Origin of the sequence: Streptomyces composti (assembly GCF_012034205.1) — a bacterium.
GTDB classification, from domain to species: Bacteria; Actinomycetota; Actinomycetes; order Streptomycetales; family Streptomycetaceae; genus Streptomyces; species Streptomyces composti.
Map to the genome: position 1 here is coordinate 144417 of NZ_JAATEM010000015.1, position 15156 is coordinate 159572.

Here is a 15156-nt window from a genome sequence, read left to right on the forward strand (position 1 = left end):
GCCGGCGCCGTTGCGCGCCGCCCGACGCCGACATCAATTGTGCCCACAGTCCGCCGCTATGCACGACACACGGTGGCTGACGATGGTTGTGCGTCTACCCCCTGCCTCAGCGTCCCAGGCGTCCTCGGACCATGCCGACCAGTGAGTTGAGCTCCTCGATGTGCATGCGGCGTGCGGCGACGAAGAAGACACCGAGCAGGACGGCCCCGCCGGCCAGCAGCGCCGCGAAGGAACCGCCGACGCCCTGGCCCAGGGTCTGGCTGATGCCGTAGCAGGCGGCGCCGCTGAGCAGCGCGGCCGGCACCGAGGCGATGCCCAGCCGGGCGTAGGTGCGCAGCACCCGGGCGCCGTCCAGGTCGCCGCCCAGCCGCTTGCGCAGCCGGCGCCAGGCGACGCCGACGCCGATCGCGTAGGCCAGCCCGTAGGAGGCGGCCATGCCGACCACGGCCCAGCGGGCCGGGAGCACCAGGAAGCAGAGCCCGGAGGCGAGTGCGTTGGCCGCCGCCACGATGACCGTGTTGTAGAAGGGGGTTCGGGTGTCCTCGTAGGCGTAGAAGGCGCGCAGGACGACGTACTGCACCGAGTAGGGGATCAGGCCGAGGCCGAAGGCCATCAGCATGTAGCCCATGTTGGTGGCCTCGCCGGTGCCCGAGGAGCCGAAGATCAGGGTGCACATCGGGATGCCGAGCGCGACGAAGCCGAAGGCGATCGGCACGATGGCGACGGCCGTGTTGCGCAGGCCCTGGGAGATGTCGTCCCGGACCGCGCCGGAGTCGTCGTCGGCCGCCGAGCGGGAGATGCGGGGCAGCAGGGCGGCCATCAGGGAGACGGTGATGATGGCCTGCGGCAGCCCCCAGATGAGCTGCGCGTTGGCGTAGGCGGCGAAGCCGGTGCCCTCGACGCCGGAGTCCCGTCCCGCCGCGGTGGACAGCTGGGTCACGACCAGGGCGCCCGCCTGGTTGGCCAGGACGAACAGGATGGTCCACTTGGCCAGCATGGCGGCCTTGCCGAGACCGTGGCCCTTCCAGTCGAAGCGCGGGCGGATCCGGAAGCCGGTCTCGCGCAGGTAGGGGATCATCGCCAGCGCCTGGACGACGAGGCCGAGGAGCACGCCCACGCCGAGCAGCCGCTCTCCCTCGGGGGGGATGGTCTCGACGGTCATGCCGGAGTCGGCGGCGGTGCCGTACACCCAGATGAAGGTGCCGAGGGTGACGATGATGACGATGTTGTTCAGGACCGGGGTCCACATCATCGCGCCGAAGCGGCCGCGGGCGTTGAGGATCTGACCCATCACCACATGAATGCCCATGAAGAAGATCGAGGGCAGGAAGTAGCGGGTGAAGGTGACGGCGACGTCGTTGGCCTCGGGGTCGCTGGCGACCGGGTTGGACAGGGCGCGCACCAGGAGCGGCGCGGCGAACCAGGCGAGGGCGGTGAGCGCGGCCAGGGCGACCATGACGAGGGTCAGCAGCCGGTTGGCGTAGGCGTCGCCGCCGTCCTCGTCCTCCTTCATGGCGCGGACCAGCTGTGGCACGAACACCGAGTTGAGACCGCCGCCGACGGTGAGGATGTAGATCATGGTCGGCAGCTGGTAGGCGACCTGGAACGAGTCGCCGAGCATGCCGAGGCCCAGTGCGGAGACGATCAGCGCGGAGCGGATGAACCCCGTCAGCCGGGACACCATCGTGCCCGCCGCCATCACGGCGCTGGACTTCAGCAGGCCTCCGGCCCGGCTCGCCTTCCTGGGCGCCGGAGCCGGTTCGGGGGCGGGGGCTTCCGCCGGGGGCGGCGGGGTGGGGCCCGCGTAGTGGCCCGGGGTCGGGGTGGCGGGTCCGGGTACCGGAGCGGGACCCTCGGGCTGCCCGGTGCCCTCCTGCCCGGCCGAGTGCTGCGCGGGGTGCCGGTCGCCGGACGGCGGGTCCGGGAACACACCGCTCTGCTGCTGGTCGCGGAAGAGGTGTGCGAAGGCGTCCTGCTCCCGGCGGCCGCCGCCGACGAGCTCGTCCACGCCCACGTACTGCGTGGTGCGCGGGTCGTCCCCGTATGGCAGGTGCTGTGTAGGACCGTCCGGCTCGGGCGCCGGGGTCTGCGCCCACACCCGCGGGTCGGGAGCGTGGGGCGGCTGGGGAGGCCGGCCGTACAGCGGCTGCTGCGGCTGGTCGTCCTGCGCCGGGGGGTGCGCGGCGCGGTCGTAGCGCGCCTCGTCGACCGGGTCCTGGGCGGAGATGTCCTGCGCCCGGTAGGGGTCCTGGTCGTAGGTGTCCTGGAGGTACGGGTCCGCGGACGGCGGAGGCACCTGGCCGTGCTCGGGCGGCGGACCCTCGGGGTGGTCCGACTCGGGGTGGCCCGAGCTGCCCGCGGCATGGCCGCGGTCACCGTCGTACGGCGCGTTCATGGTTACCCCACCTCATCGTCCCGGGCCGACCGGCCACGACATCGTCAACGGTCCACTCTCTCACCCGTGCCGGACGGGTCTGCGCTTTCCGGTGCGGTGTCCGCCGCCGGGTCACTCGGCTGCTGGGGGCCGCCCTCCCGGGAGCCGGACTCCGGCTCCTCGGTGGGACGCTCCCCGGTGGCTTCCGGGTTTCGCGCGTCGTCGTTCTCCTCGCCCGTCCCGGACTCCTCCTGCGCCGCTTCACGCGCAGCGGCCCGCTTGCGCTGGGTGTACATGCGCAGTCCCGCGAGGACCAGCAGCAGCACTCCGCCGCCGATGACCAGCATGACCGTGGCGGTGATCTCGGTGACCTTGACGTCGAAGGTGACGGGCTCGCCGTACTTCCGGCCGTCCGGTGTGTACAGCTGGGCCACCACGGTCGCCCGGCCGTTGGCGTTGGCGGAGGTGGTGAACTTCACCGACTGGCTGTGACCGCCGGAGACGGTGATCGGCTGCTCCTGATAGGCGCTGCCGTTGATCTTGAGCCGGGTCGGGTTGGTGGAGGTCAGCCGCAGCACCAGGTGATCGACGCCCTGGACCAGGTTGTTCTGCACCGTCACGGGGATCGTGGCGCTGCGGCCGGAGAGCTTGGTCTCGGACTTCTCGATCAGTTTCACCGAGTCGATGAGACCGTCCAGGTAGGTCTCCACTCCGCTGCGGTAGATGGCCGCGTCGGCGGGGCGGCCCCGCCACGAGGCGGACATGGCCCGGTTCAGGGCGCGACCGAACGGGGTCACCACCCGGTCCGCCTCGGAGAGGATCACCTTGAACTTGTCGAGCTTGTCCTGCGTCCTCGCGATCTGCTCGAACACCGGCCGGCGCAGCTCCTGCTTGCGCAGCGAGGCCGGGTAGGCGCCCGCGGAGGGGACGGTGGTCCGGGCCGCCGGATCGGGCTTGGCCTTGGCAGCCGCGACCAGGTCCTGGGAGTCGGCCCAGGAGGCGTTCTGCAGCGCCTTGACCGCCTCGGCCATCGTCTGAGCCTGGCTCGCGGACGGGGTGCGCTGGGGGGCGACGACGATGCTCCGCTGCTTGTTGGTCTGCAGGCCGAGCATCAGGCTCTGGGCGAGGAACCGCTGGGTGGCCAGCGTGGACCGGGAGGCCTTGGCCATCTCGCCCTGGAAGGCCGTGGACAGCCGTGCGTCGGCGACCACCGCCGTGGTGCCGCCCCCGATGGGGCGCGGCGCCGAGGGCGTGTACGACAGCCCGCCGTTCTCCTGGAAGGAGTCGCTGCGGGCGATCACCTTGTCGGCGCCCGCGGAGGTGGCGACCTTGATGACGGACGGGTCGACCGCGCCGCTCACGGGCCAGGCGAAGTCCGTGGCGGGGGTCATGTGCAGGATGGTCCGCACCGTCTGGTCGGCGGCGTCGGTCGCTTCCTTGAGGTGGTTGAGCGAGCCGGCGACCGAGGTGCCGTGGTGGGCCAGGGAGGCGAGATCCGGGTCGCCGAACGGCAGGGCGACCACCTCCTTGTCCTCCACCGCCTGCTGCAGCTGGGCCAGCCACCGCTTGGCGAGCTGCTGATTGCGCCCGGCAACGTTCTCGTCACCGTCGCCGCGGACCTGGTAACTCTCGGTCATGGCGTCGACCGAGGCCAGCAGGTCGGGGTCGATCACCCAGGTGACGTCGAGCTCCTTGCCCAGCGACACCATCCGGTCGAGCCGGCCGCCGGGAGCGATCTCCTTGGCGAGGTCCTCGTCGCGGAAGACGGGGGTCTGCTGCTCGTTCGAGCCGGTCTCCGCCGTGACGTGCACATCGGAGATCAGCGGCCACAGAACGGTCGTCTTCGTCCTGGTCTCGGCCCCGTCGGGCTGCCAGGGGAGGAAGGTCCGCTGGACACCGAGGGTCTGGTCCCACTGCTGGGCCGCGGTCTGCCCGGTCAGCTGCACGGACAGCTGGTAGACCCCGTCCTGCCCCAGGTCCAGCTGGTCCACCGGCACGGAGATGCTGAAGGGGCGCGAGACACCGGGGGTGAGCTTGTCGAACTTCTCGGTGTACTTGCCGCCGATCTCCTGGCCGACGGGAGTGCGGACGTCGCCGCTGTTCCTGGCGACCGTGTCGATGGCGGAGCGGGTCGTCAGCCGGGGCCCCACGCTCAGGCCGACGTGGGCGTCCGTGACGGCCTGCTTGCCCTTGTTGGTGATCGTGCCGGAGACGGTGACCGTGTCCCCCTCACCGGGGATGCTGGGGGTCAGCCTGTCCACCGAGACGGAGACCGAGCCCGTCGCGGCCGCGGCGCGGGGGGCGGTGCGGACGGGGTCGGCCGCTGCGGGCTGGGCGGGCAGATGGAGGAGCCCGGCCAGCAGCGGCACCCCGGCGAGCAGGGCTCCGGTGCGCCGCAGCCAGCGGCGGGCAGGTGAGGGACTGGTCCCCGGGTTTGCTGCCGCCTCGGCCACGCGCTCGTCCGTCCCTTGTCGTCAGTGGTCGTCGGAAAGTGGTCCCCGCATGGTAACGATGCGAGCTGAGAGGTAGTGCCACGGACCGCTGCCCAAGATCGGGAAGTGGATCGGCCTGTCGCCCCGGGCGTCATCCGGGGTGACGCTCTGCGTAGGGAAAGGGGGAGGCCCGGGGCTGCCGGGGCCACGTACCCTCTTCTGTTGTGCCGAACGCCAAGGAAGAAACCAGTACCCCTCTCAGCCAGGTGCAGGAACGCGGAGTGAGCGAACTGCTCCGGGTCGCGCCTGTTGCCGACGATCTCGCCCGCCGTTTCCAGGAGGCGGGATTCTCACTCGCTCTCGTCGGCGGCTCGGTACGGGACGCACTGCTCGGCCGGCTGGGCAACGACCTGGACTTCACCACGGACGCCCGACCCCAGGACGTGCTGCGCATCGTGCGGCCCTGGGCGGACGCCGTGTGGGACGTCGGCATCGCCTTCGGGACGGTCGGCGCGCAGAAGGACGGTTTCCAGATCGAGGTGACCACCTACCGGTCGGAGGCCTACGACCGCACCTCCCGCAAGCCGGAGGTGTCCTACGGCGACTCGATCGAGGAGGACCTCGTCCGCCGGGACTTCACGGTGAACGCGATGGCCGTCTCCCTGCCGGAGAAGGTCTTCGTCGACCCGCACGGAGGCCTGGACGACCTTGCGGCCCGGGTGCTGCGCACGCCGGGCACCCCCGAGGAGTCCTTCTCGGACGACCCGCTGCGGATGATGCGGGCCGCGCGGTTCGCCGCCCAGTTGGACTTCGACGTGGCGCCCGAGGTCGTCGCGGCGATGACGGACATGGCGGGACGTATCGAGATCGTCTCCGCGGAACGGGTGCGGGACGAGCTGAACAAGCTGATCCTCTCCGCGAACCCGCGCAAGGGCCTGACGCTGCTCGTCGACACCGGGCTGGCGGACCGTGTGCTGCCCGAGTTGCCGGCGCTGCGTCTGGAGAGTGACGAGCACCACCGGCACAAGGACGTCTACGAGCACACGCTGATCGTCCTGGAGCAGGCGATGGCGCTGGAGGACGAGGGCCCGGATCTCACCCTGCGCCTGGCCGCCCTGCTGCACGACATCGGCAAGCCGCGCACCCGCCGCTTCGAGAAGGACGGCAGGGTCTCCTTCCACCACCACGAGGTGGTCGGGGCGAAGATGGCCAAGAAGCGGCTGACGGCGCTGAAGTACTCCAACGAGCTGGTGCGGGACGTCTCCCGCCTGGTGGAGCTGCACCTCCGCTTCCACGGCTATGGCACGGGGGAATGGACGGACTCCGCCGTGCGCCGCTACGTCCGCGACGCGGGCCCGCTGCTGAGCCGCCTGCACAAGCTGACCCGCTCCGACTGCACCACCCGCAACCGGCGCAAGGCGGCCGCGCTCTCCCGGGCGTACGACGGTCTGGAGGAGCGCATCGCCAAGCTCCAGGAGCAGGAGGAGCTGGACGCCATCCGCCCGGACCTCGACGGCAACCAGATCATGGAGATCCTGGGCATCAAGCCGGGCCCGGATGTGGGCAGGGCCTACAAGCACATGCTGGAGCTCCGCCTGGAGAACGGCCCGATGCCCCACGACGCGGCGGTCGCGGCGCTCAAGCAGTGGTGGAGCGAACAGCAGGGCAGCGAACGGCAGAGCTGAGCCTGAGATACGTCCCGGGGCGCGTTTCACGTGAAACATGCCCCGGAGGCTCTCTCGTCACGGGATGCGAAAGGCGGGTCATGTTTCACGTGAAACATGACCCGCCTTTCGCGTTGGTGCGACCGCGGCAAGCCTCGACGGTCAGCTACAGGTGCTCAGGTCCGGTCAGACATCGCCGAAGCAGAGCAGGAACTCCTCGCCGTCGCCGGTCTCGGCGTAGTAGCCGGTGGCTCCCTCGACCTTGCGGCACTCGGTCTCGGCGGTGAGGGAGGTGAAGTGGCCCTTGACCTTCTTGAGGACCTTGCCCTCGGCCTCCGAGGAGGAGCAGTCGACGATTTCCATGCGGTCCGAGGAAGAGGAAGCCGACTTCAGGCAGTCACCCACAGCGGCCTGGTCGGCGTCATCGCGGCTGGCGATGTAGCCGCCGATCGCCACGCTGACCACGATCACCACCAGCACGATGTTCTTGATCAGCTTGAAGCTGACCTTTCGCTGCGGCTGGGCCGGCGGCACCGGCGCTCCGGGAGGCGGGAAGCCGGGCTGGCCCGCCTGCTGGGGGAAACCGCCCTGGGGCGGCTGGCCGTGGGGCTGCTGCTGGCCCTGGGCGAACGGGTTGCCCTGGGGCGGCGGAGTGGTCACTGGGGGTCCCCCTCAATACATGGGTGTTGACGCGAAAAGCTCGCTCGTAAGACCCACGTAAGCTATCGGCCGCCATGGACAGCTCAGTAGTCAACTGGGGCTCTGTGGCACTGATGTGACACTTACTGGCGTCCAAAACGGGCCATAACCACAGCTACTCCTCCGTAGATCACGGCGACCGTTACGACCAGCGGAACCGAACGCCCGTCCGGAGGCAGCATCAGGGCCGCCACCGCGGCGGCGCTGACGAAGGCCACATTGAACAGAACGTCGTAGACGGAGAAGATCCGGCCACGGAAGTCGTCCTCGACCAGGGTCTGGACGATGGTGTCGGTCGCGATCTTGGAGCCCTGGGTGGTCAGTCCCAGGACGAACGCCCCCGCCAGCAGCGGGACGGTGGCGAAGAACAGCCCGAGGGCCGGCTCCAGCAGTGCCGCAGCCCCGGCGCAGAGCACGATCCAGAGACCCGGCCCCAGCCGCCCCGCGGCCCACGGCGTCAGGGCGGCGGCCGCGAAGAACCCGGCGCCGGAGAAGCCGAGCGCAAGGCCGAGCAGCGCCAGTCCGCCGTCCGTGCTCGACGTCAGCGCGTAGCGGCTCAGCATCAGCACCATGACGAGCACGGCGCCGTAGCAGAACCGCATCAGGGACATCGCGGTCAGCGCCCAGGCGGCCTCCCGGCGCTCCGGCGCGGCGACATGCCGTACCCCGGCCACCAGGTCGCGCGCGGTGCCGGACAGCGCGGTGGCCAGCCGGGGGCTGACCAGGGCGCGGTCCGGTCCGAGGAGCTCCTTGGCGATGCGCAGGGAGGCGAGGGCCGCGCACAGATACAGGCCGGCGCCCAGGACCACCACGGCCGCGTCTGAGTCCGCGATCAGCAGCCGCACCAGGAAGGCGAGCCCGCCGCCGGCGGTGGCGGCCAGCGTCCCCGCGGTCGGCGAGAGCGAGTTGGCGATGACCAGTCGCCCGGTGTCCACCACCCGGGGCAGCGCGGCGGACAGCCCGGCCAGCACGAAGCGGTTGACGGCGGTGACGCACAGGGCGGAGATGTAGAGCAGCCAGTCGGGGACGCCGCCCAGGATCAGCACGGCGGTGACCGCGGCCATCAGGGCGCGCAGCAGATTGCCGTAGAGGAACACCTGGCGGCGGCGCCAGCGGTCCAGGAAAACCCCGGCGAAGGGACCGAGGAGCGAGTAGGGGAGCAGCAGCACCGCCATCGCGGAGGCGATGGCCGCGGCCGAGGTCTGCCGCTCGGGGGAGAACACCACGTAGGAGGCGAGCGCGACCTGGAAGACCCCGTCCGCCCCCTGGGACAGCAGCCGTACGGCGAGCAGGCGTCTGAACCCCTGGAAGCGCAGCAGGACGCGCAGGTCACGGACGACGGCCATGGCGCACAGCCTCACATACGAAGAGGGTCTCCGGGTCGTGCGACCCGGAGACCCTCAACTGCCCGCAGCGGCAGGGTTCAGCGCTCGACCTCGCCCTGGATGAACTTCTCGACGTTCTCGCGGGCCTCGTCGTCGAAGTACTGCACCGGCGGCGACTTCATGAAGTACGAGGAGGCCGACAGGATCGGGCCGCCGATGCCCCGGTCTTTGGCGATCTTCGCGGCGCGCAGGGCGTCGATGATGACACCGGCGCTGTTCGGGGAGTCCCAGACCTCGAGCTTGTACTCCAGGTTCAGCGGGACGTCACCGAAGGCGCGGCCCTCGAGGCGGACGTAGGCCCACTTGCGGTCGTCCAGCCAGGCCACGTAGTCGGACGGGCCGATGTGGACGTTCTTCTCGCCCAGCTCCCGGTCGGGGATCTGCGAGGTGACGGCCTGCGTCTTGGAGATCTTCTTGGACTCCAGGCGCTCGCGCTCGAGCATGTTCTTGAAGTCCATGTTGCCGCCGACGTTCAGCTGCATGGTGCGGTCCAGGATGACGCCGCGGTCCTCGAACAGCTTCGCCATCACGCGGTGCGTGATGGTCGCGCCGACCTGGGACTTGATGTCGTCACCGACGATCGGCACACCGGCCTCGGTGAACTTGTCCGCCCACTCCTTGGTGCCGGCGATGAAGACCGGAAGGGCGTTGACGAAGGCGACCTTGGCGTCGATGGCGCACTGGGCGTAGAACTTGGCCGCTTCCTCGGAGCCGACGGGCAGGTAGCAGACCAGGACGTCGACCTGCTTGTCCTTGAGGACCTGGACGACGTCGACGGGCTCCTCGGCGGACTCCTCGATGGTGGCCCGGTAGTACTTGCCGAGACCGTCGAGGGTGTGGCCGCGCTGCACCGTCACGCCGGTACGCGGGACGTCGCAGATCTTGATGGTGTTGTTCTCGGAGGCGCCGATGGCGTCCGCGAGGTCGAGGCCGACCTTCTTGGCGTCCACGTCGAAGGCGGCGACGAACTCGACGTCGCCGACGTGGTAGTCGCCGAACTGGACGTGCATCAGGCCCGGCACCTTGCTCGCCGGGTCGGCGTCCTTGTAGTACTCGACTCCCTGAACCAGCGATGCCGCGCAGTTGCCCACGCCGACGATGGCTACGCGAACCGAACCCATTCCGGTTGCTCCCTGTGTGTACGAGTGAGGCCCTGAGGTGGGTCTCACGTGGCGGTGTCGTCGGGCGTATCCGGCCGGGGATCGTCCCCGGACCGGGGCAGGCCGCCCGTCGCTCCAGATGTCCTGTCCTGCTGAGCGGCTCCCCCAGGGGCGGAACCTCGCAGGTCCCGCCCGGCCCGCTCACTCTCGATGAGCTCGTTCAGCCAGCGCACTTCGCGCTCCACGGACTCCATTCCGTGGCGCTGGAGCTCAAGCGTGTAGTCGTCGAGACGCTCCCGAGTGCGCGCCAGTGAGGCGCGCATCTTCTCGAGACGCTCCTCCAGGCGGCTGCGGCGGCCCTCCAGCACGCGCATGCGTACGTCGCGCGAGGTCTGCCCGAAGAAGGCGAACCGCGCGGCGAAGGTCTCGTCCTCGTACGCGTCGGGGCCGGTCTGCGAGAGGAGCTGCTCGAAGTGCTCCTTACCTTCGGCCGTCAACCGGTAGACGATCTTGGCGCGTCGTCCGGTGAGGGTCGCGGTGGCCTCGCTGGTGCTCCCCGGTTCCTCGATCAACCAGCCGTTGGCGACCAGCGTCTTGAGGCAGGGATACAGCGTCCCGTAGCTGAACGCCCGGAAGACGCCCAGCGATGTGTTGAGCCGCTTGCGCAGCTCATAGCCGTGCATCGGAGATTCGCGGAGCAGGCCGAGTACGGCGAACTCGAGGATCCCGGAACGCCGGCTCATCGTCGCCTCCTCTCGTCCCGTATGCCGCTCTGATGTATCGACTCGATACATCACGACGATAGAACGGCGCCCCGGATGCGACAAGAGGGAGTGTGGTGAACGGGATCACATCCCCGATTCATACCGAGCAAGTTGCCTGATTTGAGGTGAACTTCTGGGCTCGGCAGGTTTTGGCGGTGCGTAGTCTGTGCGCCATGCACACCACCGGGAACCGAGTGACGTCTGGGGACGTCCCTGTCCCCGGTGCAGTACGGGCTGAATGCGGCCAGCGCCGTATCCGTACTTCGGGGGGACCGGAAACCAGCCGCCGTTCCAGGCGCGCAAGGGTGCGCCTGCCCGAGGAGTAGTCGTTCGATGAGCGAGCACCGTCGCAAACCGCCGCAGGGAGGCGGACGTGCTGCGGCCCGACGCGGCCAGTCCGGCTCGTCCTCCGGCCGCCGCGCGGCACCGCGAGGCGCCACCGGGTCGCCGTCCGATTCCTACGGGGGATCCCGCGGGGGCGAAGGGCCCATGTACGGCGGCCGCGCCGAGGCGCGGCGCGCAGCACAGAGAGGCGGCAGGCGCCGGGCGTCGGACACCGGACCCGGCAGCCGGCGTGCCGGCGCGGCCGGTCCCGGCCGCGGCCGGGGGCGCGCGGCACCGCCGAGCAGGAAGCGGTTCATCGACTATCCGCGGCACGACAAGTACGGCTGGCGCCGCTGGGTGCCCTCCTGGAGGCTCGTCTCCGGTCTGTTCATCGCGTTCTTCGGCGGCCTGATCGCCGTCGCGGGTATCGGGTACGCGATGGTGGGCACGCCCGAGGTCGCCAAGACGGCCACGGCCCAGAACAACGTCTACTACTGGGCCGACGGCGAGCAGATGGTCGCCACCGGCGGTGAGCGCAACCGGCAGATCGTCAGCCTCGCGCAGATCCCGGAGGAGATGCAGAAGGCCGTCATCTCCCAGGAGAACAAGACCTTCTACAGCGACAGCGGCATCGACCCCAAGGGCATCGCCCGCGCCGTGTTCAACATGGCCCGCGGCGGCGAGACCCAGGGCGGTTCGACGATCACCCAGCAGTACGTGAAGAACGCGATGCTGGAGGACCAGTCCCAGACGCTCACCCGGAAGTTCAAGGAGATCCTGGTCTCCATCAAGGTGGGCGCCACGATGGACAAGGACACGATCCTCGAGGGCTACCTGAACTCCGCGTACTACGGCCGCGGCGCCTACGGGATCGAGGCCGCCTCCCGCGCCTACTTCAACAAGCGGGCCGTCGATCTGAACCCGGGCCAGTGCGCCTTCCTGGCGGCAGTGCTCAAGGGCGCCACCTACTACGACCCGGCGGGCGCGACCTCCATCGACCCGAACGGCGCCACACCCGAGAAGAACAGGAAGCGTGCCCTGCTGCAGATGCAGGACACGCTGGACAAGATGGTCGAGTACGGGCATCTGGATCCCGAGGTGCGGGCCAAGTACACCAAGCTGCCCAAGGTGCAGAGCCCGCGGTCCAACACCGCGCTGAGCGGCCAGATCGGCTATCTGGTGGACCTCGCCAAGAGCTACATCGTCACGCACAGCGAGGAGACCGGCATCACCGCCGAGGACCTGCAGCGGGGCGGTTACTCGATCTACACCACCTTCGACAAGAAGAAGGTGAAGGCGCTCGAGGACTCGGTCAAGAAGGTCTACAAGGAGAACATCGACGAGAAGAAGCGCCCCGAGACCGACACCCACGTCCAGTTCGGCGGCGCCTCGGTGAACCCCGAGAGCGGCGCGATCGAGGCCATCTACGGCGGTGTGGACGCGACCAAGCACTTCACCAACAACGCCGATGTGACCGGCGCGCAGGTCGGTTCGACCTTCAAGCCGTTCGTGCTGGCGGCGGCCATGAAGTGGGGCGTCAGGGACCCGGACCTCGACCCGGATCAGGCACAGGACGAGCGCACCGTCGTCTCGCCCAAGAGCCTGTACCCGGGCAAGAACAAGCTCAAGATCAAGAACTACGACGGGTCGATCTGGCGGAACGAGAAGGGTGAGGAGTGGCTGCAGGTCAATGACGGCGACGTCTCCTACGGCCGTCCGCCCGAGTACAAGATCGATCTGCGGAACGCGATGCGGGAGTCGGTGAACTCCTCCTTCGTGCAGCTCGGCATGGACGTCGGCCTGGACAAGGTGAAGGAGGCCGCGGTGGACGCCGGCGTGCTGGAGAGCAGCCTCGCCGGTACGGACTACCCGTCCTTCTCCATCGGTACGTCCAGCCCCAGCGCCATCCGCATGGCCGGCGCCTACGCCACCTTCGCGGCCTCCGGTGAGCAGCGCGAGCCGTTCTCGGTGAAGAAGATCACCAGCAAGGACGGCACGCTCTTCACCCACAAGACTGTGACCAAGCAGGCCTTCGAGGAGAATGTGGCCAACAACGTCACGGACGTCCTGAAGACCGTGGTCGAGAAGGGCACCGGTACCAACGCCCGGCTGCCCGGCCGCGAGGTGGCCGGCAAGACCGGTACCACGGACGGCAACAAGTCCGCCTGGTTCGTCGGGTACACCCCGCAGCTGTCCACCGCGATCAGCATGTTCCGCTACCCCGACGACGAGAGCATCAAGAACCGCACCTTCCTCGAGATGTTCGGCACGGGTGGGCAGAAGAAGATCCACGGTGCCTCGTTCCCGTCCGAGATCTGGGCGGACTACATGGGCGACGCGCTGAAGAACGAGCCGGTGGAGCGGTTCCCGACCCCCGAGCCCATCGGTGAGGTGATCAACGACGAGCCCTCCCCGTCTCCCACGCCGACGCAGTCGGAGAGCGAGGAGCCGACCCCGACCGCGCCTGCGTCGCCGACGCAGAGCATCCCGGAGCCGACTCCCACGCAGACCGAGACCTGCCGGCCGTTCGACTTCCGCTGCAATGAAGAAGAGATCGGCGGCAACGACCAGGGAGGCGCGGACAACGGTGGAACGGACGGCGGTGCGAGCGCTTCACCTGATCCCACCGACACGTTCCCCGGAGGCAACAACAGAGGCAATGGCAACGGCGGCGGAGGCGGGCTCTTCGGAGGCCGGACCGACGACTAGACGCCCTTTGCCCGGCTTGAGCGTTTCACGTGAAACGCCCCGCCGTTTCACGTGAAACGTGGGCCGTCGTACCGCTCGGGTACGACGGCCCACGTCGTTTCCCCGGACTCGTACGGCAGGATGTGCGGCATGCCCAGTGGAGTATCGAAGCAAGCGAGCGCCCACGAGCGGGACCTGGTACGCCCCACGGCCGAGGACGAGGTGGCCGCGGCCGGCAGTGAACTCGTCGGCGGCCCGCTCGGGCGGCACGCGCTGCTCGGGACCTCCTGGTGGACCCCGGTCCGGGTGATCGCCCTGGTGGCGATCGGCATGTTCACCCTCGGCCTGGTGCAGAAGGCGCCCTGCTACAACGGCGCCTGGTTCTTCGGAGCCAGCTCCCAGTACACCCACGCCTGCTATTCGGACATCCCGCACCTGTACCAGGGGCGTGGCTTCGCCGACGGACTGCTGCCGTACTTCGACCGGCTGCCCGGCGACATGCAGTTCCTGGAGTACCCGGTGCTGACGGGCTTGTTCATGCAGGTCGCCGCCTGGCTCTCACCGGGTGGCGGCAGCATCCAGGAGCAGGAGCAGGCGTACTGGCTGGTCAACGCCGGGATGCTGATGGTGTGCGCGGCGGTCATCGCCGTCTGCGTCACCCGCACCCATGCCCGGCGGCCCTGGGACGGCCTGCTGGTGGCCCTGGCCCCCGCCTTCGCACTGACCGCGACGATCAACTGGGACCTGCTGGCGGTGGCGCTGACGGCCGCGGCGATGCTGATGTGGTCGCGGGGCCGCCCCGTGGCCTTCGGAGTCCTGCTGGGCCTCGCCACGGCCGCCAAGCTCTATCCCGTGCTGCTCCTCGGGCCCCTGCTGGTGCTCTGCTGGCGGGCGGGACGGTGGCGGGAGTACCTGACGGCCCTCGGCAGCGCGATCCTCGCCTGGACCGTGGTGAACGGGCCGGTGATGCTCCTCGCCTTCGACGGCTGGTCGAAGTTCTACACCTTCAGCCAGGAACGCGGCGTCGACTTCGGCTCCTTCTGGCTGATCCTGGCTCAGAACTCGTCCGATCCGCTGAGCACCGAGGCCGTCAACACGCTCGCCACCCTGCTGATGCTGCTCTGCTGCGCCGGCGTGGCCGCGCTCGCCCTGATGGCCCCCCGACGGCCGCGGTTCGCGCAGCTCGCCTTCCTGATCGTCGCCGCGTTCATCCTCACCAACAAGGTCTACTCACCGCAGTACGTCCTGTGGCTGGTGCCGCTCGCCGCCCTCGCGCGGCCCAGGTGGCGGGACTTCCTGATCTGGCAGGCCTGCGAGGTCATGTACTTCCTGGGCATCTGGATGTACCTCGCGTACACCACCAGCGGCGACGCCCACAAAGGGCTGCCGACCGACGGCTACCACTGGGCGATCGGCGTACATCTGCTGGGCACGGCCTATCTGTGTGCCGTGGTCGTGCGCGACATCCTCATGCCGGAACGCGATCCGGTGCGCCGGACCGGGGACGACGACCCCTCCGGCGGAGTGCTGGACGGCGCCGGGGACGTGTTCGTGCTCGGTCCCGCCGCCCATCAGGCGCGTCACGCCGCCCGTCCCGAGGGGGCGCGCGTCGAATGGGGCGGGCCGGGAGGCACGGGAGGCACGGCCGGTTCGCTCTGAGCGAACCGCATATGGCGGAAAAAGGGGCCTCGCCGTCCGGCGGGGCCCCTTTCCGTGGTTCCGGGAT

General features: G+C 69.5%; 9 protein-coding genes. 3 read left to right on the forward strand and 6 right to left on the reverse strand.

The genetic code is table 11. The features are described 5' to 3' along the window. Positions 1-106: 106 nt before the first annotated feature. Positions 107-2395: a murein biosynthesis integral membrane protein MurJ gene (murJ, locus tag HCJ93_RS14465; protein ID WP_167995081.1), complete on the reverse strand. Its 2289-nt coding sequence runs from the start codon at positions 2393-2395 to the stop codon at positions 107-109. A gap of 44 nt (positions 2396-2439) precedes the next feature. Further along, positions 2440-4827 (reverse strand): DUF6049 family protein, encoded by a 2388-nt coding sequence (locus HCJ93_RS14470; RefSeq protein ID WP_167995083.1) that lies wholly within the window; start codon positions 4825-4827, stop codon positions 2440-2442. Between the two features lie 203 nt (positions 4828-5030). Here HCJ93_RS14470 and HCJ93_RS14475 point away from each other — a divergent pair, with 203 nt between their 5' ends. Next, complete coding sequence (locus HCJ93_RS14475) at positions 5031-6491, forward strand: CCA tRNA nucleotidyltransferase (RefSeq protein ID WP_167995085.1); 1461 nt, start codon at positions 5031-5033, stop codon at positions 6489-6491. Between the two features lie 165 nt (positions 6492-6656). Here HCJ93_RS14475 and HCJ93_RS14480 read toward each other — a convergent pair whose 3' ends face one another. The 4 genes from HCJ93_RS14480 to HCJ93_RS14495 form a co-directional block, all read right to left on the reverse strand. Continuing rightward, positions 6657-7130 (reverse strand): LppU/SCO3897 family protein, encoded by a 474-nt coding sequence (locus HCJ93_RS14480; protein ID WP_167995087.1) that lies wholly within the window; start codon positions 7128-7130, stop codon positions 6657-6659. A 122-nt stretch (positions 7131-7252) separates the two neighbouring features. Then, positions 7253-8515 (reverse strand): MFS transporter, encoded by a 1263-nt coding sequence (locus HCJ93_RS14485; RefSeq protein ID WP_167995088.1) that lies wholly within the window; start codon positions 8513-8515, stop codon positions 7253-7255. A gap of 77 nt (positions 8516-8592) precedes the next feature. After that, the gene (locus HCJ93_RS14490) at positions 8593-9675 is read right to left on the reverse strand and encodes an inositol-3-phosphate synthase (RefSeq protein WP_167995090.1); all 1083 of its coding nucleotides are present in this window, start codon (positions 9673-9675) and stop codon (positions 8593-8595) included. A gap of 44 nt (positions 9676-9719) precedes the next feature. Further along, positions 9720-10397: a PadR family transcriptional regulator gene (locus tag HCJ93_RS14495; protein WP_167995092.1), complete on the reverse strand. Its 678-nt coding sequence runs from the start codon at positions 10395-10397 to the stop codon at positions 9720-9722. Between the two features lie 354 nt (positions 10398-10751). Between HCJ93_RS14495 and HCJ93_RS14500 the strand changes: the two genes are divergently transcribed. Both HCJ93_RS14500 and HCJ93_RS14505 read left to right on the forward strand, forming a co-directional pair. Beyond that, positions 10752-13451, forward strand: coding sequence for a transglycosylase domain-containing protein (locus HCJ93_RS14500; protein ID WP_167995094.1), 2700 nt, complete (start codon positions 10752-10754; stop codon positions 13449-13451). A 120-nt stretch (positions 13452-13571) separates the two neighbouring features. Beyond that, on the forward strand, positions 13572-15089 hold the full coding sequence (locus HCJ93_RS14505; protein WP_167995104.1) for a glycosyltransferase family 87 protein: 1518 nt from the start codon (positions 13572-13574) through the stop codon (positions 15087-15089). The last annotated feature ends 67 nt before the right edge of the window (positions 15090-15156 follow it).